The following is a 23,344-nucleotide window of genomic DNA, read 5'->3' as shown; positions in this document are numbered from 1 at the left end:
GGGTGCGCGCAGCGCCGCAGGAGTGCGAAGACGCGGGAGTTCCGGAAAGGGGTTACGGGGGCGTCGTGGACGGACTGGTGGAGTTCAAGACCGACGACGGTGCCGTCGTCTCCGTCGAGGCGGTCGCGGAGGGGCGGCCGGGTTCCCGGCTGGTGGCCCGGGGGGACGGGACGGTTCAGGCGGCCCGCACCTTCGAGGGCGCCCTGGAGGGCGTGCGCGCGGCCGCCGAGTCCGCCCTGCGGGTGTTCCGGGACGGGACGTTACGGCCTGACGGGGTGGAGATCGAGTTCGGGGTGAAGCTGTCGGCGGAGACCGGCGCGATCATCGCCAAGGGCACGGCCGAGGGTCACCTCGTCGTGCGGCTGACGTGGTCGCCCTCCCCCACCTCATGAACAGCGCCGAATGGCACGCCCGGATCGAGAGCGCGGGCCAGGTGGCGGGCGCCGGCTTCCTCGTCACCCCGCGCAGGGTCCTGACCTGCGCCCATGTCGTGCACGGGGCCGACCAGGACGCCCTGACGGTGACGTTCACCGAACGCCCGGGCTCTCCCGCCGTACCGGCCCGCGTGGTCGCCGACGGCGGCTGGGGCGGCGGCACCGCCGACCTCGGCGACCTGGCCGTCCTGGAGCTGGCGCACGAGGTCCCGGTCGCCCCGGCCGCGCTGGCCCCCGTGGACGCGGCCCACGACCGGCGGCCCGACCGGCCCCGCAAGCTCGTCGTCTACGGCTTCCCGGTCGGCTTCGACGAGGGCACTCTCGCCGAATACCGCATCACCGCGACGCAGTTGCTGAACCGCGAGTGGATCCAGCTGGAGGCGTGGCAGCCCGGCGGCCAGCCGCTCGCCCCCGGGTTCAGCGGCGCCGCGGTCACGCTCGCCGACACCGGTGAGGTCGTCGGCATGGTCACCGCGGCGGCCGGTGACCGGGGCGTGCACAACGGGCGGATGATGCCCACCGAGGTCATGGCCCGCTACTGGCCCGACCTGGAGGGCCTCGTCCCCACCTCGGACCACGGCACCGCCGACCGCGCCCGGCTGCGCGCCCTCGTCGAGCGCGCCGTCCGCGCGGGTCTGGACGGCGATCGCGCGCGGCGCGTACGGCTCTACGAGTCCGCCAGGGGTCCGCTGGACCCGGACGCGCCCGAGGAGGGGTTCGACTCGCTGTGGTCGGCGGCCCTGTTCGTGCTCTGCGAGGTGGACGGCGCCGACGCGGCCGCCACGGTCGCCCGCTTCACCGCCCATGTGGAGGCGATCCTCCGGGCCCCCGTCGAGACGGCCGCCGCACCCGACTGGTCGCCCATCCTCGTCGACCTCCAGCACAGCGGCGCGGGCGAGGGACACGTGCGCGTCGAGGTGTCGGCGTACAGCGGGGGCCGCCGGCACCCGGTGGGCTCGGACACCGTCCCGCAGACCGGGCTGCGCGCCTACGTGCAGGAGCGGATCGAGGCCGCCTTCCGGTATCTGACGCCCGGCTGCGACGAGTTGCTCGCGTTCGCGCTGCCCCGCGACTGGATCGACCTGCCCGTCGACCGGTGGGCGAGCACACCCGACGACGACACCCCGCTCGGCTGTGTGTACCCGCTCGTCGTCACCGACCAGGCGCGCCGCAGGGCCGGTGTCCGGCACCAGCTGACCCGGGTGTGGAACCGGCTCGACGCGGCGCCCGGCGCCCGGGTGCACCGGGTCGAGTGCGGCAGCCCCGAGGAACCCCGCCGGCTGCGGATGCGGCTGCGCCAGGACGACGCCTGTCTCGCCGGCTTCGCGACCGCCCCGGCCGCCTCCCACACCCGCCCGCACTTCGACACCTCCCTCAACGCGCCCGCCCCGATGGTCATCTGGTCCCGCGAGGGCTGTCGGACCGGGCCGGACGAGTCGTGCGCCGGCGGGGACGGCTGCGCGGGCAAGACGTTCCTGGACGAGCTCGACACCTGTGTGTCCGGGGTACCGCCCGCCGAACTCCCGCGCCGGATCCTCGCGTTGCGGGAGGAGGCCGACGCGGAGGACGGCCACTGGGCGCACGACATCCAGTTGCTGTGGGACGACCCGCGCCTCTTCGCCGACCCGCACGGCGGCACGTCCGGCCACCCCCGCTCACCCGTGACCTGAGCCCCGGCGCTCCCCCGCCCCCGCCCCCGCACACGACCGAGTCGCACGAGCCCCACCGGCCACACCGAGTCACCGCGAGTTTCGGAGAACCATGCCGCACTGGTCCGTCTACACCGGGAACAGCGAGCCGCACGACGGCGTCGCCCGGCTGCCCGCGCCGCCGCCCTGGCGGGCGTTCGACGGGGAGCCCGTCGTGCCGCCGCCCCGGGACGCCGACGACGAGGCGGCCGTCTCCCCCGACCGTGTCCACCGCGCCCGCTCGTACGTCGCCACCCCGGAGAGCGTCGAACTCGTCAACGCGGCCCTCGTGCTGCGCCGCCCCCTGCTCGTCACCGGCCCGCCCGGCACCGGCAAGTCCTCCCTGGCGTACGCGGTGGCGCGCGAGCTGGGCCTCGGTCCTGTGCTGCGCTGGAACATCACCAGCCGTTCCACCCTGGCCGACGGCCTCTACCAGTACGACCCGCTGTCCCGGCTGTACGCGGCCCGGCAGGCCGCCCGGCGCGAGCGGGACGGCGAATCCGGGGGCGGGGTCGAGGACCATCTGCGCCTGGGCCCCCTCGGCACGGCCCTGCTGCCCTACGAACGCCCCCGCGCGCTCCTCGTCGACGAGATCGACAAGAGCGACCTCGATCTGCCCAACGACCTGCTGAACGTCCTGGAGGAGGGTCAGTACGAGATCCCCGAACTCATGCGCGCGGCCCGTCACTCCGCCGAGGACGTCACCGCCGAGGTCCTGGCCGACGGCTCGGACACCCCCGTCGAGGTCACCCGCGGCCGGATCCGCTGCCGCGCCTTCCCGTTCGTCGTGCTGACCAGCAACGGCGAGCGGGAGTTCCCGCCCGCGTTCCTGCGCCGATGCGTCCGGCTGAAGCTGCGCCGACCCGGCCGCGACCAGCTCACCGAGATCGTCCGGGCCCACCTCGACACTCCGCCCGGCGAGGCGGAACACCTCATCGACCGCTTCCTGACCCGCGCCGCCGACGGCGAACTCGCCACCGACCAGCTCCTCAACGCCCTCTACCTCACCGGCGTCGCCGGTCTGGACGCCGACTCCCGCGACGGGCTGGCGGAGCGACTGATGCCCTACCTCAGCGCCACGGCGGACGGCGATGGCTTCTGAGGAGGCGCCGACGACGAACCCGATGCGCGAACCGAAGGGTGTCCCGTCCGCCCTGGAACGGCTGACCGCGCTGCTGACGGCGGCGGCGGACACCCCGCCCACACCCCGCGAGCTGGCCGAACTCCTGTGGCTGGCCCAGCTGTCGGGCGACCCGGTGGAGCGGAACGCGCCGGACGGGACGGACCCGGCGGCCTCGGCGGCTGCCGAGCGGGCCGAGCGCGACAGCGCCGGTACGGCCGGCGACACGAACGCCGGCACGCCCTCGGGCGCGGCCGGCGGTACGGCCGGGCGTGCGGACGGCGGTGCGGACGACGGTGCCCCGGCCGGGCCGACACCCGCGGCCCCCGCCGAGCGGGTCCCCCTCCGCCTTCCCACACCCGCGCCCGCCTCCGGCGCCACCGCCGGGAGCAGTCCCGTCCTCGCCCCCGCTCCCACGATGCTCCCGCACCCCCTCGCCCTCCAGCGGGCCCTGCGTCCGCTGAAGCGCACGGTGCCCTCGGCGCGCGCCCGTCTCCTCGACGAGCGGGCGACGGCCGACCGCATCGCCCGGCTGGGCGCCCACCCCGACGTCTGGCTCCCCGTGCTGCGCCCCGCGCGCGACCGCTGGCTGCGGCTCAACCTCGTCCACGACACCGGCCCGACGATGCCGGTCTGGCGACCCCTCGTCCGTGAACTTCACACCGCCCTGGCCCAGTCGGGCGTCTTCCGCACGGTCACCCTGCACCCGGCCACGCCCGACGGCGAGGCCCGGCACGTCCCCGACCCGGCGGACGGCCGGACGGTCACCCTGATCGTGAGCGACTGCATGGGCCCGCAGTGGCGCCCCGGTCCGGCGGGCGAGCACTGGTACCGGACCCTGCGGCACTGGGCGACCAGGATGCCGCTGGCCGTCGTGCAGCCGCTCCCGGAACATCTGTGGCCCACCACGGCCCTCCCGGCCGAGCCGGGACTGCTCTCGTCCGCCACCAGGGCGGCCCCGCTGCGCGCGCTCGCCTTCACCGCGTACGACCCCGACGCCGCGCCCCGGCCCGGCGGGGCGCTCCCGCTCCCCGTCCTGGAACCGGGCGCCCCCTGGCTGGCCAACTGGGCGGCGCTGGTGGCGGACCCGGGCGGAGCCCGCGTCCCGGGGGCGGTGGCCTGGCTGCCGGCGGCGCCCGCTCCACCCCCCTCCTCCGGACAGGAGGAGCCCGGTGGGGCCGCGCTGTCCGCGCAGGACCTGGTCCTGCGCTTTCGCTCCACCGCCTCCCGGGAGGCCTTCCGACTGGCCGGCCATCTGGCCCTGGCCGTCCCCTCGGTCCCGGTGATGCGCCTGGTCCAGCGGGCCGTGAGCCGCGACCCGCGGCCCCAGCACCTGGCCGAGGTGATCCTCAGCGGCCTGCTGACCACCGCCCCCGGCCCGCCCGGCTCGTACGACTTCCGCCCCGGCGTCCGCGATCTGCTGCTCCGCACCCTGCCCCGCACGGCACGCGGCCGCGCCCGCGGACTCCTTGACCGGATCGGCGCCTTGATCGACGAGCGGGCGGGTCTCAGGACGGGCGAGTTCCGCGCGGAGACCGGCGGCCCCGACGGCACGGCCCCGGCGTTCGCCACGGTGAGCGAGGAGACGGTACGCAGGCTGGGCGGCAACGTCGAGGAACGGCCCTGGCCGCAACAGCCGGAGTCCGAACCGCCGGCATCGGAGACGCCCGGGCCGCCGCCGTCGGGCGCCGGTTCGCCGGAGTCGGAGCGGCCGGAGTCGGAGCGGCCGGTGGCGGAGCGGCCGGAGTCGGAGCGGCCGGTGGCGGAGCGGCCGGTGGCGGGAGCGAGCGAGCGCACCACGCTCCTCTTCGAGACCGCCACCGACCTCACCGCCAGCCCCGAAACCCGCATCACCCTCGAATACGCGGTCCACGAGGTCCTCGCCAGGGGCGATCTGACTCCCCAGCAGTACGAGGTCCGGGTCCGCGAGAACGGCTACCTCGTACGGATCCGGCCCGGGACGTACCTCCTTCCGGTGCTGGCCGCCGCCCTGCGAGGGCTCCCCGGTCCGCTCGCCGAGCCGGCCGGGCGGCCTCTCCTGCGGGTGACGTTCGGTGACGGACCCGGGATGCCCGCGCCCCCGCCGAGCACCGCCCCCGTCGTCCTCACCGTCCCCCCGGACCTCTACGCGGCCTTCGCCGACAGCTCCGCCGCCGCCGGTCCGCACCGCTTCCGGCCCCTGTTCGGCGACGACCCGGACGCCCCGCCGCACGCCTGGTACTGCCCGCTGGGCCGAGACGACGTGGAGGGGACGGGACGGGCGGACGGAACAGGCGGGGCGGACGACCGCGAAGACGTTCGTGACCTGGTGCGCGGCCCCTTCCTCACCCGTGACCTCCGCCTGCTCGGCATACCCGCCCCAGGCCGCACCGCGATCGTGCACACCCGCCCCGACTGCCCCCTCACCCTCCTCGACCCCGTCCTGCCCTACGACGGCCGGCCGCCCCGCACGGCGACGTACTACGAGGTCGACCTCACCCCCCGGCACACCGCCGACCGGATCTCCCTGCCGAGCTCCGGCAAGGGCGTCTTCACCGCCGCCGCCGAGCTGACCTGGCGGGTCCACGACCCGGTGGCGTTCGTGCGCGCGCAGGCCACCGGCGTGCCCGGACGGCTGCTGGCGCATCTGCGCGAGGCGGCCTCCCTCGTCACCCGCCACCACTCCGTCCGCCGGGCGGCCGGCGCGCAGCGGGCCGTCAACGCGCAGCTCGGCAGGTGGCCGGTGCCGGGTCTGACGGTGAGCTGCGCGGTCACGCTCGCGCCCGACTACGCCCCGCCTCCCGAGGTGCGCCGGCCGGCCGGGCCCTCGGCACGGCCGCTCCAGGAACTGCTCGCCGACTCCGAGACCGTACTGTTCGGCTTCGACGGCCCGCTGGTCCGGCTGTTCACGGCCACGACCGCCCGTGAGGCCGCCCTCGACCTGCTCAGGATCGTCGCCGAACACCGCGACCCCGAGGACGCCCTCGCCGGCCGCCCGCTGGGCGGCCCGGGCGCCGCGGGGGCGGGCCGGGAACTGTTCGTGCACCCGCTGGACGTGCTGCGGACCTTCGCCCAGGACCGGTCGGGCCCGATCCTGCGGGACCGTCTCGACCACCTGGAGCTGAACGCCGTACCGGACGCGCCCAGGACGCACCACTGCGTCGTCCTCGTCCGCACCCTGCACGACAGAGGCCGCCGGGTCGGGGTGGCCACGGACGTCTGCGCGCCCGCCGTCCACCGCTGTCTGGAGTCCTACCGGCTTCCGCTCACGGCCGGTGTCCACGGCCGCGACGACGACCTCGGCACCCTCACGCCCAGCCCGCACCGGCTGCTGGGCGCCCTGAAGCCGCTCGGCGCGCCCGCCGCCACCGCCGTCCTGATCGGTTCCACGCTCGCCGAGCTCGCCGCCGCCCGGGCCGCCGGCCTGCGTTTCATCGGTCTGGCGCGCAACCCCACCGTCGAGCAGGCCCTGCTGGGGGCGGGCTGTGACGCGGTGGTCCCCTCCCTCACACCAGTGCTGGAAGCGGCCCGCGCGCTGTAGCGCCGGCGGGCCCGGCACGGGCGCGGGCGGGCCCGGCACGGGCGCGGGCACGGCGCGGGCCCGGCACGGCACGGGCGCGGGCCCGGCACGGGCACGGGCACGGGCCCGGCACGGGCACGGGCACGGGCGCGGCCCGGCACGGGCACGGGCGCGGCCCGGCACGGGCACGGGCGCGGCCCGGCACGGGCACGGGCGCGGCCCGGCACGGGTAACGGCGAAATTCAGCACCGGGCGGGATGAACTGGCTTCCTCTGTCAGGGACTTGGCGACTTCATGAAGATCTCCGGGGAAAACTGCTTGCCGAGCGCCGCCACCGCCGGACGACAGCGCCGCGAGCGAACGCCCGCTCGCGGCCGACCGCTCCGCCTGGAGACCCGCCGCCACCGGGGGCACGCACTGTCCCGTCGGCAGCATCCGCCCACGCCCGCCGACCGGCGCACCCGCTTCGGTCCTGCCTGGCCGGGACCGAAGTCGGCGGGTCCTGCCTGGCCGGGACCGAAGTCGGCGGGTCCTGCCTGGCCGGGACCGAAGTCGGCGGAGCGCACCCACAGCCCGCGGGGGATCCTGGTCCCTGGTCGGGAGATCGTCGACCGACACTCACCGATCGCGTGTCACCTGCTCCGCGTGCCACGGACGAAACCCCCATTCGGCGGCGCCCCGCCCGGCCCCCCTGAGAAGGCGGCTCCCTCCCCGCCCCCGCACGATGCGAAGGAGGCCGACCGCCCGGCGGCCCCCGCACGAGAGGCCCGCCGGCCCGGCGAGCCCCCACGGTCTGTGCTCTCGGAGGGACCTCCCATGACCGCCAGTCTGGAGCAGTTGCGCCGCTGCCACTTCGCCGTCGACCTGGGAGCGGCGCGGACGCGGGTCTATGTGAAGGGGGCCGGGCTCGTGGTCGACCAGCCGTCCGCCGCCGCCGTCAACACCCGCACCGGCGCGCTGATCGCGGTCGGCGAGTTCGCCGAGAAGATGACCGGGCGCACGCCGCACTACATCCGCGTCGTGCGCCCGGTCTCCGGCGGCACGGTCGTCGACATCGAGATGGCGCAGCGCATGCTGCGTCATCTGCTCGGGGACAAGGTCCGCCGTCAGCTGCGCCGCAAGCCGTTTCTGCGGGCCGCCGCCTGCACCCCGCACGACGCCGACCCGCTAGCCCAGCGCGCCGCGATCGAGACGCTGGTGGGCCTGGGCGCCAGCCGGGTGGAACTCGTCGACACCCTCATCGCCGCCGCCGTCGGCTGCGGGCTGCCCGTCGAACGCCCCGAGGCCACCATGATCATGGTGTGCGGGGCGGCCGCCACCCAGGTCGCCGTCCTCTCGCTCGGCTCGATCGTGACCGCCGAGCGCATCCCCGTCGGCGGCGAGGCCGTGGATCACGCGATCGTCCAGCACCTGCGCCACGAGCACGAGCTGATGCTGCCGAGCCAGTCCGTGCGGCCCCTTCAGGTAGCCCTCTCGGGCAACGGCCTGACCTCGCAGGGGCCCGTGTCCACCGAGATCCACGGGCGGGACGTCGCCACCGGCCTCGCGCGCTCCGTGCGGGTCGACACCGCGGCCGTACGGGACGCCATCGAGACTCCGCTGACCGCCGTGCTCGACGGCATCGGCAGGGTGCTGCGTGAATGCCCGCCCGACCTGGTCGCCGACCTCGCCGACCGCGGGATCATGATGGTCGGCGGCTCCGCCCTGCTGCCGGGCTTCGACCAGATGCTGCGTCAGGCCACCGGCATGCCGGTGCACATCGCCGAACGCCCCGACATCTGTGCCGCCCAGGGCCTGGGCGCCATGCTGGAAGGCAAGATCGAACCCCTGACACTGGACCCGCTGGGGGCCTGACCCGGGACACGCTGGGCGCCCCCTGGACCGCTGGGCCTGAGCCGGGCACCGACTGGGCGCGAGACCCTGGACGCCCTGGCCACCCCGCCCCGGGCCGGGAGCGATGGACGCGCACCGCTGGACGCCGGACCCGGGGCGTCCGGCCCTGGACCGCTGGGCGCCTGAGCCGAGACAACTTGGCGCCTGGCCTGGAGGCCCGGACACCCCGCCCCGGCCCGCGAGCGATGGACGCCTGCACCGCTGGACGCCGCACCCTGGGCGTCCGGCCCTGGACCGCTGGACGCCGGACCCCGGGTGCTGGCCGCCTGGACCGGGCCCCGCTGGACGCCCGCCCCGGGACCCGTCCCGCCTGCGCCGACCGCCTGTCGGCCGACGGGGCCGCAGGAGGGTCGGCCGACGCGATCGCCGGAGTGTCGGCCGACGGAATCACCAGGGTGTCCGCCGACGCGATCGCCGGAGTGTCGGCCGACGGAATCACCAGGGTGTCCGCCGACGCGATCGCCAGGGTGTCGGCCGACGGGATCATCAGAACGGGGTGAGGTCCGGCCTCCGGGAGGGGGACCTCGCCAAGGCCGACCAACACCCCGTCCGTCACTCCCGCTTCAGACGTTACGTGCCCGAAACCTTGACGATCACAGTGCCGGGTGTCACGATTCCGGCGCCGCCGTGTTTACGTAAACATCCAGCCACTCCAGGGACTTCATGTTTACGCAAACATCGTGTGGCGGTCGCCGCCCAGCCCGCGCGTTCCCCCCTGCGCCGGGCCGCCTCTCCCGAAAGGGCACGTCCATGCGCAAGCCCCCCACCAGCACCTCCCGCACCCCACGCCTGCGTACCGGCCTCGTCGCGGTCGCCGTCGCCGCCGTCGCCGGCGCGACCCTGGCCGGCAGTCCGGCCTCCGCCTCCTCCGGCGCTGCACGGGCCACCGACACGACCCAGTTCAAGGGCGTGAACTGGGCCGACCCGCGCGACAACTTCGCCGACGACCTGCTCCAGCTCTCCGGCCTGTCGACGACCGACACGTACCGGCAGACCTACACCAAGGCGAGCCGGATCATCGCGGCGTTCCGCGCGAACCTCGGCGCCAACACGGTGCGGCTGCCCATCAACCCGTACACGGTCAACGGCGCGTACTGGAAGTCGTACCGAGGGGTCATCGACGCGGCCTCGGACCAGGGCTTCAAGGTCATCGTGTCCTACTGGGAGGGCACGGGCGCCCGCAAGGACGGCTACATCGACGACACGGCCACCTACTGGCCGATGTGGAACACCGTCGTCAAGGCGTACAAGAACGACGAGCGCGTCTACTTCGAGCCGATGAACGAGCCGCACGGCTACACCGACACCGAGTGGGCCGACATCGCGGCGAAGTGGCTGTCGACGTACGCGAAGGTCCCGCGCAACCGGGTGTTCGTCAGCGGCGCGGGATACAACGACCACGTCACCACCGTCTGTGCCGACCCGCGCCTGAAGGGCACGTACCTCTCCCTGCACCACTACGGGTTCTGGAAGGACTACGCGACCTACGACCAGTGGGTGGCCGACCTCAAGGTGCGCATCGGCGACTGCGCGAACCGCACCGTCGCGGACGAGTTCGGCGCCCCGATGACGACCGGGCTGAACTACAACGTGAAGACGCCGGACAACAACTTCGTCAACTACGTCCAGGCCGTCACCGACACCTTCCGCGAGCTGAAGATGGGCTCCGTGTACTGGCCGGGTCTGCGCACCGACGACACGTACTCGGTGCAGACCCTGACCGGCACCACGGCCCGCCCCTGGCTGGCCACCACCAACCAGTCCGGTGCCGACCGCCTCGCCTGGGCGTGGGGCCGCGGCAAGCCCGTCAAGGGCTGACGCCGCCGAAGGCCCAAGTGGCCTGGCAGCCGGGTGCGACCCTCCCCCTGTGACCGGCCCGAGGCAGCGTCCCCCATCGCGCCTCGCCCGACCGGTCACCGCCACGGGCCCGCCGACCTCAGGGTCGGCGGGCCCGCACGCGCTTCCCGCTGCCCAGGGACGCGGACGCGGACCTTCTCCGTCTCGTCCCGCCGGGGACCGTCCTGCCGGACCTCGTCCCGCCGGAGACCTCGTCCCCTCGGCCGGAGACCTCGTCTACACGGCCGGCTCCCCGCTCGGACCCGCCTCGACGTAGTCGGCGACGAGAACGGCGAACTCGTCGGGCGCGGCGAGACGGACGCCCAGGGTTTCGGCCTTGGCCCGCTTGGATCCGGCGCCCTCTCCTGCGACGACCAGGCTGGTCTTCTTGGAGACACTGGAGGAGGAGCGGCCGCCGGCGCGTTCGATGAGCTCGTTCATCTGGTTGCGGCTGAGCTTCTCCAGGGCTCCGGTCATCGCGCCGGTGACGACCACGGTCATCCCGGCCAGCGGCCCGGCACCGGCGGCCCGCGTGCCCTCACCCCCGGCCCCCTCCGGCCCCTCGGTTCCGTCGGGCGTTGCCGGGGCGGGCGGGGTGGCGCCGGGCTCGGTCATGTTGACCCCGGCGGCGGCGAGTCTGTCGATGAGCGGGGCGAGTTCGGCGAGTTCGGCGACTATGGACGGGGCCTTCTCGGTGCCGATGCCGTCGACCTGCTGGATCGCTTCGGCGTCGGCGGCACGAAGGCGGTCCATGGTCGCGAAGTGGCGTGCGATACGGCGGGACATGGAGCGGCCGGTGCCGCGGACGCCGAGGGCGCACAGGACGCGGGACAGCGGTTGGTTCCTGGCCGTGGCGAGAGCCGCCAGGAGGTTGTCGGTGCTGGTCTCCCCCATCCGGTCGAGGCCGAGGAGCTGATCGCGGGTGAGGGCGAACAGGTCGGCGAGGTCGGCGACCAGGCCGGCTTCGACGAGTTGGACGACCCGGGTGTGGCCGAGGCCCTCGATGTCGAGCTGGTCGCGTCCTGCGGCGTAGGACAGGGAGGCGACGAGGTGGCAGTTGCGGCCGTTGACGCAACGCCAGCGCTGCTCGCTGGTGTCGATCTCCGATCCGCAGCGCGGGCACGCTTCGGGGAAGTCGATGGGCTGCTCGTCGCCGGTGCGCAGGTGGGCGACGGGTGCTTCGATGCGGGGGATGACGTCACCGGCCCGGTGGACCATGACGTGGTCGCCGAGGCGCAGGTCGCGGCGGGTGATGTCGGACGGGTTGTGGAGGGTGGCGTAGGTGATCGTGGAGCCGTCGATCCGCACCGGCTCCAGGACGGCTCGGGGGGCGATGATGCCGGTCCGGCCCACGTTCCACTCCACCGCCAGCAGCCGGGTGATCTTCTCGACCGCGGGCAGTTTGTAGGCGGTCGCCCAGCGCGGAGCCCGTGTGCCCGAGCCGGCGGCCCGCTGGTCGTCGGCGAGGTCCGCCTTGACGACGATCCCGTCGATGCCGAACGGCAGCGAGGCCCGCAGCGCGGCGATCTCGCCCACGCGGGCCAGGACCTCCTCGACGGTGCTCGCGGTGATGCCGGGAACGGCCGTGGCCGCGGTGGTGTGCACTCCGTACGCGCCGGTCCGGATCATGAGGTCGCTGTGCGCGCCCTCCTCCAGCAGCGCGGTCAGCTCCGGCTCGGTGTCGTCCACGGGCAGCAGGCCGTAGGCGAAGAAGGTCATGGGCACGGTGTAGGCGCGGTCCCTGGCGCGCAGGGTGCCCGCCGCGGCGTTGCGCGGGTTGGCGAACGGCGCGCCGCCGTGCGCGGTGCGGACCTCGTTGGCGTGCTCGAACTGGGCGGTCGTCATCAGGACTTCGCCGCGCACCTCCACCGTGACCGGCTCGGTGAGCTCCGCCGGCAGGCCCTCGACGGTGCCGATCGCGTGGGAGACGTCCTCCCCGGCCGTCCCGTCGCCCCGGGTGATCAGCCGTGTCAGGCGGCCGCGGGTGTAGCGGGCCGCGATGGCCAGACCGTCCAGCTTCGGTTCGACGCTGAAGCGGGTGACCTCGTGGCCGACGCGCCGGGCCAGGGAGGCGGTCCACGCGGTGAACTCCTCCGGGGAGAACACGTTGTCCAGGCTCAGCATCGCCCTGGTGTGCGGGACGTCGCCCTCCACCGCCCCGCCGGCGACCTTCCCCGTAGGCGAGTCGGGCAGCACCTGCTCCGGATGCGCGTCCTCCCACTCGGCGATGGAGCGCACCAGCCGGTCGTAGGCGTCGTCGTCCAGCACCGAGGTGCCACCCGCGTAGTAGGCGGCCGAGGCGCGCACCGCGTCCTCGATCGCCTGCGCGTAGGCGACGGCGTCCACAATCACTGCACCGGGTGTTGTCATGGTTCACATCCTGCCTGCCACCACTGACAATGCCCCGGGCGCAGGCGGCGGGCGGCTTCCCCGGGCGACCGGCGCGGCCTCGATACGCCGTTGATCCATTCGCCGTCCAGCCGTAGGTTCCGGTCCATGACCAACACGACGAACGTACGGCTCGGTGTCATGTACGACCGCGACTGGGCTCCCGAGGACCTGCCCGGGTTCGCGCGCCGGGCCGAGGCGCTCGGGGTGGACGACCTGTGGGTGGTCGAGGACCTCGGCTGGAACGGCGGGGTGTCGGCGGCGGCCGTGGCGCTGGGGGCGACCGAGCGGCTGCGGGTGGGCATCGGGATCACCCCGGCCCCGCTGCGCAGTCCGGCGCTGCTGGCGATGGAACTGGCCACGCTGGCCCGGGTGTTCCCCGGGCGGCTGGTGGCCGGGATCGGGCACGGGGTGCGGGAGTGGATGGAGTCGGTGGGTGCCGCCCCCCGGTCGCCGCTGGCCCTCCTGGAGGAGACGATCACCTCGGTGCGCGCGCTGCTGCGCGGTGAGCGGGTCGCCCTGGAGGGGCGCGAAGTGCGCCTGGACGGTGTGAAGTTGGTGCATCCGCCGGTCGAGGTGCCGCCGGTGGTGGCGGGCGTGGTCCGTCCCCGCTCCCTCGAACTGTCCGGCCGGGTCGCGGACGGCACCCTGATCGCCGAGGGCCACGGCCCGCGGGATCTGGAGAACACCCGGGCCCTCACCGCCAAGGGCGGAGCCGGTCCCGACCACACGCTGACCGTGCTGTCCTTCGCCTGCGTGGGCGACGACCCCGAGCAGGTCGCGCGGACCCTGCACCCGCACACCGAGGGTCACGGGGCCTGGCTCGGCCGGCCCCAGGAGGAGGTCTTCACCGTCTCGGGCAGGCCCGACGGGGCCGTCGCCGACATCCGGGCCCTCGGGGACTCCGGCGCCGACACGGTCGTCCTGCGCATCGTCGGCCCCGAGCCCCTGCGCCAGCTCGAAGCCCTGCTGGCGGCTGCCGGACGCTGAACGGGTGACGGGACGGCCCCGAACCGGCCATGCGGGTCCCGGCCGGAACTCCGGGCCCCCGGCCGGGCGTTCCACCGGGGGGCGTACGACAACGGGGTCCGTACGTCCGTGACGGAAGGTCGGGGTGGGGCATGACGCGCCTACTGGTCATCGGCGGCGGGATCGCCGGCACGGCGGCGGCTCTGGCGCTGGACAGGGCCGGGCAGGAGGTCGCCGTGTACGAGGCGCATCCCGACTCCGCCGAGGACATCGGCGCGTTCCTCACCCTCGCGAGCAACGGTATGCGGGCCCTCGCGCAGCTCGACGCGACCTCGGCGGTCACGTCGGTCGGCTTCCCGCTCACCGTCATGCGGCTGCTCGACGCCGAGGGCGGTCAGGTGGCCCGCGCTCCGCTCGGTGAAGCCGACGACCCCGCGTTGCGGTACCGGTGCCTGCGCCGCGGTGAACTCGGCGCGGCCCTGCGGTCGGAGGCCGCCCGCCGTGGCATCGAGGTGATCCACGGCGCCCGGCTCGCCTCCGTCGACAGCGGGCCCGAAGGCGTCACCGCGCACTTCACCGACGGCAGCACGGCGTCGGGCGAGCTGTTGCTCGGCGCCGACGGCCTGAACTCCACGGTCCGCGGGGCCACCGACCCGACCGCTCGGCCCCGTTACGCGGGACAGCACGTCTTCTACGGCTACACGACCACGGCCCCGAAGGCCGAGGCGGACGAGCCCGCGTGCATCACGATGATCCGGGGCGGTGCGGCCGCCTTCGGCTGTACGACGTCACCGGACGGGGAGACGTACTGGTTCGCCCGGGTCTGCGCCGACACCCCGCTGAGCACCGACGAGATCGCCTCAGCGACCCCGGGACAATGGCGTGACCTGCTCGTTCCGCTGCTGCGCGAGGACGCCACGCCCGCCGCGGACATCGTCGCGGCCACCACGGCCCCCGTCCTGGTCACCAACGCGACCGAGATTCCCAACGGCACGCCCTGGCGCCGCGGCCGGACCCTTCTCGTCGGGGACGCCGCCCACGCCGCCTCCCCCGCGACCGGACAGGGCGCCTCCATGGCCCTGGAGGACGCGGTGATCCTCGCCAAGTGCCTTCGCGACGCGCCGGACACCGAGTCCGCGCTCACCCGCTACGAGACGCTGCGCCGCCCCCGTGTGGAGCACAACACCACGGTCAGCGGCAACATCTCACGAGGCGTCCACGCGTCCCCGCCCCGCACCTCAGGGAACCAGGCGCCGCCTCGGCCCGACGCCGAGATCGCCCGCCAACTGGACTGGACGACCGCCCTGTGGTGACCTGCCCGGGCAGCTAACTCCCCTTCCACCGGGACCACTTGCCGCGGTGCACGGTGGGGCGCTCGCTACGATCCTCGGCGTGTGCGCAAACATCATGGTCGCCGAAGACGACGCGAAACAGGCAGAGCTGGTGCGTCGCTACCTCGAACACGAGGGACACGCGGTCACGGTCGTCGGGGACGGCCGTGCGGCTCTCGAGGAGGTCCGGCACCGGGAACCCGACCTGCTCGTCCTCGACGTGATGATGCCGCGGGCCGACGGCCTCGACGTGGTGCGGATCCTGCGCGCCGAGGACCGGGAGATACCGGTCCTCATGCTGACGGCCCGCAGCACCGAGGACGATCTCCTGCTCGGGCTCGATCTCGGCGCCGACGACTACATGACCAAGCCGTTCAGCCCCCGTGAGCTGGTGGCCCGGGTCCGCACGCTGCTGCGCCGCAACCGGCGCACGACATCCTCCGTGCCCGATCCCGCCCCAGGCCCCGCCTCCGCGGCCGTACCCGTGGCACCCGCACCCGAGACACCCGTACCCGTCCGGGGTGACGAGACGCTGACGGTCGGCGCGCTCAGGGTCGATCCGGTCCGGCACGAGGTGTCGGTCGGCGGCACCCCGGTCGTGTGCACCCCGGGCGAGTTCCGCATCCTCGCGGCGATGGCGGCCGAGCCCGACCGGGTGTTCACCAGACAGCGGCTCCTGGCGGAACTGCACGGCTTCGACAAGTACATCAGCGGCCGCACCGTCGACGTACACGTCATGCATCTGCGCAAGAAGATCGAACGGGCCCCGCGGCGGCCCGTCCGGCTGATCACCGTGTTCGGCGTCGGCTACAAGCTGACCGACCCCGCGAAGGACACCCGCCGTGCGTCGTCGTGACGAGCAGCCGCCGCGAGGGGAACGGACGAAGCGGATGAAGCCGACGCGGCCGCCGCTCCGCAGGAGCCTGCTCGGCCGGCTGCTGACGGTGTCGGCCCTGGTGGCGTCGTGCTCGGTGGCCGCCACCGCCTGGCTCACCGTGCAGACGACCTCCGTAGCGATCCGCCAGGAGCAGGGGCGCAACCTCAGTGCCGACGCCCGGATCTACGACACCCTGCTGGGTTACGCGGCCGGCCACCCCGACTGGGCGGGCGCCGCCGGCACCGTGCGGAAGCTGGCCAGGGAGTCCGGGCGCCGGATCGTGCTGACCACCGAGAGCCGTCAGCCGCTCCTCGATTCCGCCGCCGGCGCCTCGCCCGCCGCCTCGCTGCCGCGGCAGGCGTCGGCGGTCGTCGACCCCCTGTCGGTCGACACCGTGCTGGTGCCCGACGCCGTTCCGGTCGGCACGGACCGTGTCGACCCACGAGCCGTGGGGCCGTTCCTGCTGCCCGCGAAGGAGCGCGCGGCCTTGCGCCGGGCCACTTCGCGCAGCACGGAGTGCCTCGCGGACATGGGCATCGCCGCGGATGTCGTCGACAGTCCCAGCGGGCGGCCCCGGGTCCGGTTCGTGAGCGACGGCGCCGACCGCGGCCTCGAGCTGAGGTGCCTGGCCTCGGACGGGGCCGGGACGACCCCGACCGAGGAGAAGGCGCTGCGCGCCCTCGAGCAGCTCGCCGACGCCTGTCTGAAGCGGCAGGGCCTGACGGACGTGAAGCCGAACCTGAACCTGGACCTGTCCTGGGACCGGGGATACGGGCAGGGAGCCACGGATACCGGCTCGGCGGAGCCGGTCCCCGTGCCCGAGACCGGCTCGACCGAGGAGGAGGCGGTCAAGCGGCGGACGGACGAGAAGAAGGCGGCCGAGGCCGGCCGTCCGACCGACGCCGCCCCGCGCACCCGCGACAGCGGGAACGACCGGGCCGTGGCCGCCTGTGTCGGCAGCGCCCGCCGGGAACAGCTCACGGCCTATGTCGCCGCGCCCGCCCTGCTGTTCATCGACGGCCCCGGCGCCGTCAGCGTGTCCGGTTTCGACCTCTCACCGGCCAACACCGCGCGCATCGCCGGTGTCACGGCCCTCGTCCTCGCCCTCACCGTCGGCGCCTCGGTGATCGCCGGAGCCCGGCTCGTACGTCCGCTGCACGCACTCACCGGCGCCGCTCAGCGTATGCGGGACGGCCTGGACCTGGCGCCCGTGCCGGTCGGCCCGGACAACGAGATCGGCCGGCTGGCGGCGGCCTTCAACGACATGGCCGCACACCGGGCCCGGCTCGAGGAACAGCGCAAGGTGATGGTCAGCGACGTGGCCCACGAGCTGCGCACCCCGCTGAGCAACATCCGTGGCTGGCTGGAGGCCGCGCACGACGGACTGGCCGAGCCGGACCCGGCGTTCGTCTCCTCGCTCCTCGACGAGGCGCTGCAACTCCAGCACCTCATCAACGACCTCCAGGACCTGGGGGCGGCGGACGCGGGCGCGCTGCGGCTGCACCGGGAGCCGGTGTGGGTCGACGACCTGCTCGGCCAGGTCGCCGCGGCACACCTGGCACCTGCCGAGACCGCGGGCGTGACCCTGGAGGTCCGCACGGCGCCCGGCTCCCCTCCTGTGCCGCCGGTCGAGGCCGACCCGGTCCGGCTGCGCCAGGCGGTCAGCAACCTGCTCTCCAACGCGGTGCGCCACACCCCGGCCGGCGGCAGGGTGACGCTGCGCTCGTACGTCACGCGGGCCGGGGACGAGGTGGCCGTGGAGGTGTCCGACACCGGCAGCGGCATCCCGGCGGCCGACGTCCCGCACGTGTTCGACCGCTTCTGGCGGGCGGAGAAGTCCCGCAACCGCAGCACCGGCGGCAGCGGTCTCGGGCTGGCGATCGTGCTCAAGCTCGCCGAGGCGCACGGGGGCACGGTCACCGTGGCGAGCACCGAGGGACGGGGCTCGGTCTTCACCCTGCGGCTCCCCGCCCCGCAACCACCCGATGACCCCATGACCGACGGTTCCTTTCCGGACCAGGAGTGAGTTCACCCTTGGCCGTACTTCGCGCAGGGCCCGGGCGGCTTCGCAGTCTCGCCCGCCTTTGCCGGTCCCTGGCTGCAACTTCTTCTCGTCCGTCCTCGCCGGCGACGCAACGGCGATCGCCCACTCGATCTGGACAACCCTGCACGGGCTCGTGACTCTTGAACTGGCCGGGGCTCTCGACGCCGCCACGGCCGAGGCCGCATTCCGCTCGTCGATTCACGCGACGCTGCGCGGATGGACGACCGTGGAGGTGTTCCGCAGTCTCTGACCGCGCCCCGCCGCCTCGATGACCCGGTGACTCGATGACCCGATGACCATGACGCTCTGACAGCTTCTTCACAACTAAGGGCGAGTCTTCGGTCAAGCGCTCGGTCACGGAGGCCGGGCCGGCACTGGAGTCGTACATGCCCCGCCGTCTCACCCTGCGTTTCGCCGTACTGACCGCCCTCGCGAGCGGCGTGCTGCTCGCCCCCGCCACCGCGGCCGTCGCCGCCGACCCGACCCCGTCGGCGAGCCCCGCCACGGACCAGGACACGGCCGTGGCCAAGAGGAAGGCCGAAGCCGACAAGGCCGCCAAGGCGAAGGAGGCCAAGGAGGGCCCCAGGGACGCCGGAAGCGACGACCGACTGCCGCGGGGCGGTGTCGCCGCGGGCGAGGCCGTGACCGAGACCGGGAGCGACGGCGACAACACCACCGCTCTCGCCGGTTCGGCCGCCGGCGCCCTGCTGCTCGCGGGCGCCGGCACCTTCGTGGTGCGCCGCCGCACCGCCGCCCGGCACCACGACTGACCCACGGACGCGGAACGGCATCCCGGCCCACCAGGCCCACCCTGCGGCCGGCACCCCGGCCGACCCCGCCCGCCCCGTCCGACCGGCACCACGTGGCGCCGCCCCTCACCGGGCGGCGCCATCGCCTGTCACCCGTGCCACCCGCGCCGCCGCGTCTCGCCGCGCCTGCGCCCGTCCCTGCCTGGAGTTCCGTCGTGTCCCCTGCACACCGTCCGGTACGGCGGCGCGCCACCCTGCCGGCCACCGCCCGCTTCGCCCGCCTCGTCCTCGCCGTACCCGTGACGCTGGCCGTGCTCACCGGTTGTTCGTCCGCGCCGGGAAAGACCGCCGCCGCGGCCGACCCGGCCTCCCCGACCGCCGCGGGCGCTCCGGCGTCCGGCGGCGCTCAGCCGACCGAGCGGTCTCCGGCCCCCGTCGAGGTCTCCATCCCCTCCCTCGGCATCAGCAGTTCGCTGATGGAGCTCGGTCTCCACACGGACGGCACCGTCGAGGTCCCGCCTGCCGACAAGGGCATGACCGCCGGCTGGTACACCGGCGGGGCCGTGCCCGGTGAACCCGGTGCCGCCGTCATCATCGGCCACAACGACACCCGGTTCGGCAGGGCCGTCTTCCACGACCTCCACAAGATCGCGAAGGGTGCGGACATCACCGTCACCGACCGGCGGGGAAAGGCTGCGCACTTCTCCGTCACGAGCACCGAGAGCGTGAGCAAGAGCTCCTTCCCCACCGAGAAGGTCTACGGCCCGACGGGGGACCGGGCCCTGCGGCTGATCACCTGCGACGGCGACTTCGACGCCCAGGGGCACCCGGTGAACAACCTCATCGTCTACGCCACGCAGGACTGAGGACGACGCCAACCGCCCCTGACCCTGCCCCGCCGCTGCTCCCGCGCATCACGCCCGCCTCGCCGGCTGCCCCCTTGATACGATCACCGGCGAATCGACGCCTTCTGTTGACCGTCGACGTGATGACCGCGGACAATCGGCAAATGGATGTGACCGGTCACAGAAGCCCTGCCAGTCTCCCGGATGCCGAACGGGAACCCCGCAAGGCTGCCAGCATCCGGGACGTCGCCAAGGCCGCGGGCGTCTCGTACCAGACCGTCTCCAGGGTCATCAACAGCCACCCGAACGTCCGCGAGGAGACCCGTGAACGGGTCGAGGCCGCGATCCAGACACTCGGATTCCGGCGCAACGCCACCGCGTTCGCCCTGGCCAGCGGCGTCACCCGAGCGGTCACCGTACTGACGTCGAACACCACCCTGTACGGCTATGCGGCCACCCTCCAGGGCCTGGAGGAGGCGGCCCGAGCCGCGGGCTACGCACTCGGCGTGAAGCTGCTGACACCCGAGGAGGACCTCGACCGCACCATCTCCTCGGCCGCGGCCGAGGGCGGCGGACTGATGGTCATCGGCTTCGACCGGCTCGCCGCTTCGGCCCTGGACCGGATTCCGGAGAACGTCCCGTGCGCCGCGATCGTCGAAGCGCCGTCCCACGGCCGGACCCCTCCCCGTCCGGCCGTATGGGCGGACGACCGCGAAGCGGCCCGTGCCGCCACCGCGTACCTGCTGGGGCTCGGCCACGGCACCGTCCACTACGTCGCGATCCCGACGTCGGTGGGCACCGGAGGCTCGGAAGGACCGCGCGCGCAGGGCTGGCGAGGGGCCCTGGAGGCGGCCGGTGTGACCCCGCCCGAGCCGCACGGCGGCAAGGGCTGGGACGCCCGGGCCGGTTACGACCAGGGCCGGGAACTCGCCGACGACCCGAGCGTCACGGCGATCCTGTGCGGCAACGACGACCTGGCGCTGGGCGTACTGCGCGCCCTGCACCACGCCGGGCGGACGGTACCGGGAGACGTCAGCGTGATCGGCTTCGACAACGCCCCGCACTCGGCATTCGTCACCCCCTCCCTCACCACCGTCCGGATGGACTTCCAGGGGCTGGGCCGCGACGCCTTCGCTCTGCTGCGCCGCCAACTGGAGAACGACCACCGGCTCCCCGCCCCGACGTTCGCCGGCACCGAACTGATCATCCGCGAGAGCTCGGGCGCCCCGGACGCCTGACCCCGGAAAGGCACCGCCCCGGAGGGGACCGTGCTCGGATGGCCGCTGCTGATCGTCCTTCCCGTGGCCGTCGTGGGAGCCGCAGCGCTGACCACGGCGTTCGCCGACCTGTGGAGCCGTCGGCGCGGGGCCGACCGCATCGGGCCGCGGGACCGGCTGACGGTGATCGCGGTCGGCGCACTGATCTTCGGCGGCGCGTTGTGGCTCGCCATGGACTTCAGCGTGTTCCGCACGGACCGGGTGCTGAACGCCGCCCTGCTGGACGGCCCCCACTCACCGTCGGGCGCGTACAAGGCCGTGGCACTGGCGGCGATCGCCGTCCCGGCCCTGTGGGCCGCCGCACGCGACACCCACCGGGCCGCGTACCGGCTCGCGGCGCTGACGGCCGTCGCCGCCGTCGCCGCCTCGGTCGTGACCCGGCTGGCCTACCGGCCGGCCTCGGCCGTCGGCGACGGGACCGGAATGTGGCGGCTGGATGTGCTGACCGCGCTGTGTGCCGGGACCGTCTGCGCCGGCGTGCTCGTCGCGCTGCGGGGATCCGGCGGTCTCTGCCATGCCCTGTACGCCGCGATCGTCGCCACCGTGCTCACCTCGACGGCCCTGTGGGCGGCCCGCTTCGGCGACTGGCGCAATCCGTTCGAGTTGCTGGTCACCGTGCTCCTCGAAAGCTCCCTGGCCGGACTCGCGGTCGTCCTGTGCGCGTCGGCCGTTCCCGCGGGACTCCTGCCCGCGTGGGCCACCGGACGCCGAGCGGCGGACATCGCCGCACCGGCCCTCGCGGTCACCGTTGCCGCTGCCCTCGCCGTGGCACTGCGGCACTACGGGGACGCGCTGGTGCTGCGCTGACGGCCCGCCGGTGACCGTCGGTCACATGGCGGGCCCTCGCGGACGACGGCTCGTCACGGGCGGGTGGTCAGCGGGTCCAGGAACGTCAGCACGGAGGCATCCTCCTCGATCAGCGGGACGAGTGCGGCGTTGAACGGGCCGCCGTACGGGGCCTTCAGGTGGGCCTGGAACGCGTCCTCGTCCCGGTACACCTCGAAGATCCAGAAGGCGCGCGGGGAGGTTGCCCTGGTGTAGACGTCGAAGGTGATGTTGCCTTCTTCCTCGCGCACCTTCAGGGCGTAGTCGCCGATCAGACGGGCGACCTCGCCCTCGGCTCCGTCACGGGCGGTGAACTCGGCGAGCAGGGTCTTCTTCACGGTCTCGTGTCCTTGTCGGTCGTGGCGCCGGTGGGCGCAGGTTGCGGGGCGTGGGTCGTGCGGCGGCGTGGCGTTACGGGCGTCGACTGCGGGCGTCATGGACTCTCTGCGTCATGGATCCCGGCGTCGGTCGTGCGGCGGCGTTTCCGGCGTCGGAGGTGGCCCGGCGGGCGTCGGTTGCGGGGCGCCGACGGTGGGGTCGCGGGACCTTCGTGTCCGGTTCCCCGACCTCGTCGCCCGTCAGGCGCCGGTGGCCGAAAGCTGTGTCAGCTGGTCCTGCCACGGCGGATTGGGGCCGGCGACCGAGCAGGTCAGGGCCGCGACCCGGGCGGCGAACCGGCAGGCCTGCGCGACCTCGTCGAGACCGAGCCCGGTCAGTCTGCCACCGAGGAGTCCGCGGGCACCGAGGTGGTGCAGCAGGCCGGCGGTGAAGGAGTCCCCCGCGCCCACCGTGTCGACGACCCGGGTGGCCACCGCGGGCAGCCGCACCCGTTCGCCGTCGAGTGAGGCCAGGGCGCCGTCGGCGCCGAGCGTGATCACGACGAGCCGCACCCCGGCGGCATGCCAGATGTCGCACGCCTGCTCGGGCGGGGTGCCCGGCAGGAGGAGTGCCAGGTCGTCCTCGCTCAGGCGCAGGATGTCCGCGAGAGCGCACCAGCGGGCCAGCCGGGCGCGGTAGACCTCGGGGCGCACCAGCAGCGGCCGGACGTTGGGGTCGATGCTGACGGTGGTCCGCCGGGCCGCCACCGCCAGGAAATCCTCCACCACCGCTCCGCCGGGCTCGCTGACCAGGGCGAGTGACCCGGTGTGCACACAGGCCGCCGCGGACAGGTCCACCCCGGCCAGTTCGTCCGCGGTCCACTGCCAGTCGGCCGTGTTCTGGGCGTGGAACGAGAACGCGGCCTGCCCGGTGGCGTCCAGTTCCGCCACGGCCAGCGTGCTCGGCTCGGCGGCAGCGACGGCGTCCGACAGGTCCACACCGGACGCCTCCAGGTGGGCCCGGAACAGCCGGCCGAACACATCGCCGGACAGCCGGGCCAGGAAGCGGGCCGGTGTGCCCAGCCGGGCCAGGGCCACCGCGGTGTTCGCGGGTCCGCCGCCGGGCAGCACCCGCAGAGCGAGTTCGTTCGAGGCGTTCGCCGGTTCCGCGAAGGCGTCGGCGACGCACTCCCCCAGAACGGTGATCTGACGCGGGCTCATGGGCTGCTCTCTCTCGGCAGGCTCGGAAGGT

At 74.2% G+C, this 23,344-nt stretch carries 18 protein-coding genes and 1 pseudogene; 16 read left to right on the top strand and 3 right to left on the bottom strand.

What is annotated here, in order from left to right; translation table 11 throughout:
• Positions 1 to 65: 65 nt before the first annotated feature.
• The 7 genes from OHS71_RS28150 (at position 66) to OHS71_RS28120 (ending at position 10,452) form a co-directional block, all read left to right on the top strand.
• On the top strand, positions 66 to 392 hold the full coding sequence (locus OHS71_RS28150; RefSeq protein ID WP_328482111.1) for a CU044_2847 family protein: 327 nt from the start codon (positions 66 to 68) through the stop codon (positions 390 to 392).
• A complete protein-coding gene (locus tag OHS71_RS28145) occupies positions 389 to 2,104 on the top strand; it encodes a VMAP-C domain-containing protein (protein WP_328482110.1) in 1,716 nt (571 codons plus the stop codon). Before OHS71_RS28150 ends, OHS71_RS28145 begins: the two co-directional genes overlap by 4 nt.
• Positions 2,105 to 2,195: 91 nt before the next feature.
• Positions 2,196 to 3,224 (top strand): AAA family ATPase, encoded by a 1,029-nt coding sequence (locus tag OHS71_RS28140; RefSeq protein WP_328482109.1) that lies wholly within the window; start codon positions 2,196 to 2,198, stop codon positions 3,222 to 3,224.
• Positions 3,214 to 6,762 (top strand): SAV_2336 N-terminal domain-related protein, encoded by a 3,549-nt coding sequence (locus tag OHS71_RS28135; protein WP_328482108.1) that lies wholly within the window; start codon positions 3,214 to 3,216, stop codon positions 6,760 to 6,762. The genes OHS71_RS28140 and OHS71_RS28135 overlap by 11 nt, the downstream gene beginning before the upstream one ends.
• Before the next feature lie 795 nt (positions 6,763 to 7,557).
• Positions 7,558 to 8,595, top strand: coding sequence for a rod shape-determining protein (locus OHS71_RS28130; RefSeq protein WP_328482107.1), 1,038 nt, complete (start codon positions 7,558 to 7,560; stop codon positions 8,593 to 8,595).
• Between the two features lie 224 nt (positions 8,596 to 8,819).
• Positions 8,820 to 9,134, top strand: a complete 315-nt coding sequence (locus OHS71_RS28125; protein WP_328482106.1) for a hypothetical protein — start codon at positions 8,820 to 8,822, stop codon at positions 9,132 to 9,134.
• A gap of 250 nt (positions 9,135 to 9,384) precedes the next feature.
• Positions 9,385 to 10,452 carry a glycoside hydrolase family 5 protein gene (locus tag OHS71_RS28120; RefSeq protein ID WP_328482105.1) on the top strand — a complete coding sequence of 356 codons (1,068 nt, stop codon included), beginning with the start codon at positions 9,385 to 9,387 and terminating at the stop codon, positions 10,450 to 10,452.
• A 255-nt stretch (positions 10,453 to 10,707) separates the two neighbouring features.
• Here OHS71_RS28120 and ligA read toward each other — a convergent pair whose 3' ends face one another.
• The gene (gene ligA, locus OHS71_RS28115) at positions 10,708 to 12,840 is read right to left on the bottom strand and encodes an NAD-dependent DNA ligase LigA (RefSeq protein WP_328482104.1); all 2,133 of its coding nucleotides are present in this window, start codon (positions 12,838 to 12,840) and stop codon (positions 10,708 to 10,710) included.
• 126 nt (positions 12,841 to 12,966) lie between these two features.
• Between ligA and OHS71_RS28110 the strand changes: the two genes are divergently transcribed.
• From OHS71_RS28110 to OHS71_RS28070, 9 genes and pseudogenes are all read left to right on the top strand, one after another.
• A complete protein-coding gene (locus OHS71_RS28110; protein ID WP_328482103.1) occupies positions 12,967 to 13,848 on the top strand; it encodes an LLM class flavin-dependent oxidoreductase in 882 nt (293 codons plus the stop codon).
• 131 nt (positions 13,849 to 13,979) lie between these two features.
• Positions 13,980 to 15,140 (top strand): FAD-dependent oxidoreductase, encoded by a 1,161-nt coding sequence (locus tag OHS71_RS28105; protein ID WP_328482102.1) that lies wholly within the window; start codon positions 13,980 to 13,982, stop codon positions 15,138 to 15,140.
• Positions 15,141 to 15,234: 94 nt separating this feature from the next.
• The gene (locus tag OHS71_RS28100; RefSeq protein WP_328484670.1) at positions 15,235 to 16,014 is read left to right on the top strand and encodes a response regulator transcription factor; all 780 of its coding nucleotides are present in this window, start codon (positions 15,235 to 15,237) and stop codon (positions 16,012 to 16,014) included.
• A 34-nt stretch (positions 16,015 to 16,048) separates the two neighbouring features.
• Positions 16,049 to 18,061, top strand: coding sequence for a sensor histidine kinase (locus OHS71_RS28095; RefSeq protein ID WP_328482101.1), 2,013 nt, complete (start codon positions 16,049 to 16,051; stop codon positions 18,059 to 18,061).
• 85 nt (positions 18,062 to 18,146) lie between these two features.
• Positions 18,147 to 18,329 (top strand): annotated as a pseudogene (locus OHS71_RS28090) (TetR-like C-terminal domain-containing protein); the annotation flags it as partial.
• Between the two features lie 136 nt (positions 18,330 to 18,465).
• A complete protein-coding gene (locus tag OHS71_RS28085; protein WP_328482100.1) occupies positions 18,466 to 18,849 on the top strand; it encodes a sortase-dependent protein in 384 nt (127 codons plus the stop codon).
• Between the two features lie 194 nt (positions 18,850 to 19,043).
• Complete coding sequence (locus tag OHS71_RS28080) at positions 19,044 to 19,694, top strand: class F sortase (RefSeq protein WP_328482099.1); 651 nt, start codon at positions 19,044 to 19,046, stop codon at positions 19,692 to 19,694.
• 143 nt (positions 19,695 to 19,837) lie between these two features.
• A complete protein-coding gene (locus OHS71_RS28075; RefSeq protein WP_328482098.1) occupies positions 19,838 to 20,911 on the top strand; it encodes a LacI family DNA-binding transcriptional regulator in 1,074 nt (357 codons plus the stop codon).
• A gap of 30 nt (positions 20,912 to 20,941) precedes the next feature.
• Positions 20,942 to 21,757 (top strand): hypothetical protein, encoded by an 816-nt coding sequence (locus tag OHS71_RS28070; protein ID WP_328482097.1) that lies wholly within the window; start codon positions 20,942 to 20,944, stop codon positions 21,755 to 21,757.
• Between the two features lie 53 nt (positions 21,758 to 21,810).
• On the opposite strand, the gene OHS71_RS28065 is transcribed toward OHS71_RS28070, so the two are convergent.
• The gene (locus OHS71_RS28065; RefSeq protein WP_328482096.1) at positions 21,811 to 22,113 is read right to left on the bottom strand and encodes a putative quinol monooxygenase; all 303 of its coding nucleotides are present in this window, start codon (positions 22,111 to 22,113) and stop codon (positions 21,811 to 21,813) included.
• A gap of 240 nt (positions 22,114 to 22,353) precedes the next feature.
• A complete protein-coding gene (locus OHS71_RS28060; protein WP_328482095.1) occupies positions 22,354 to 23,313 on the bottom strand; it encodes a carbohydrate kinase family protein in 960 nt (319 codons plus the stop codon).
• Positions 23,314 to 23,344 lie beyond the last annotated feature (31 nt).

Origin of the sequence: Streptomyces sp. NBC_00377 (genome assembly GCF_036075115.1) — a bacterium.
GTDB lineage: Bacteria > Actinomycetota > Actinomycetes > Streptomycetales > Streptomycetaceae > Streptomyces.
The sequence above is the reverse complement of the archived record's forward strand: the minus strand, read 5'-3'. Positions and strand labels throughout refer to the sequence as shown.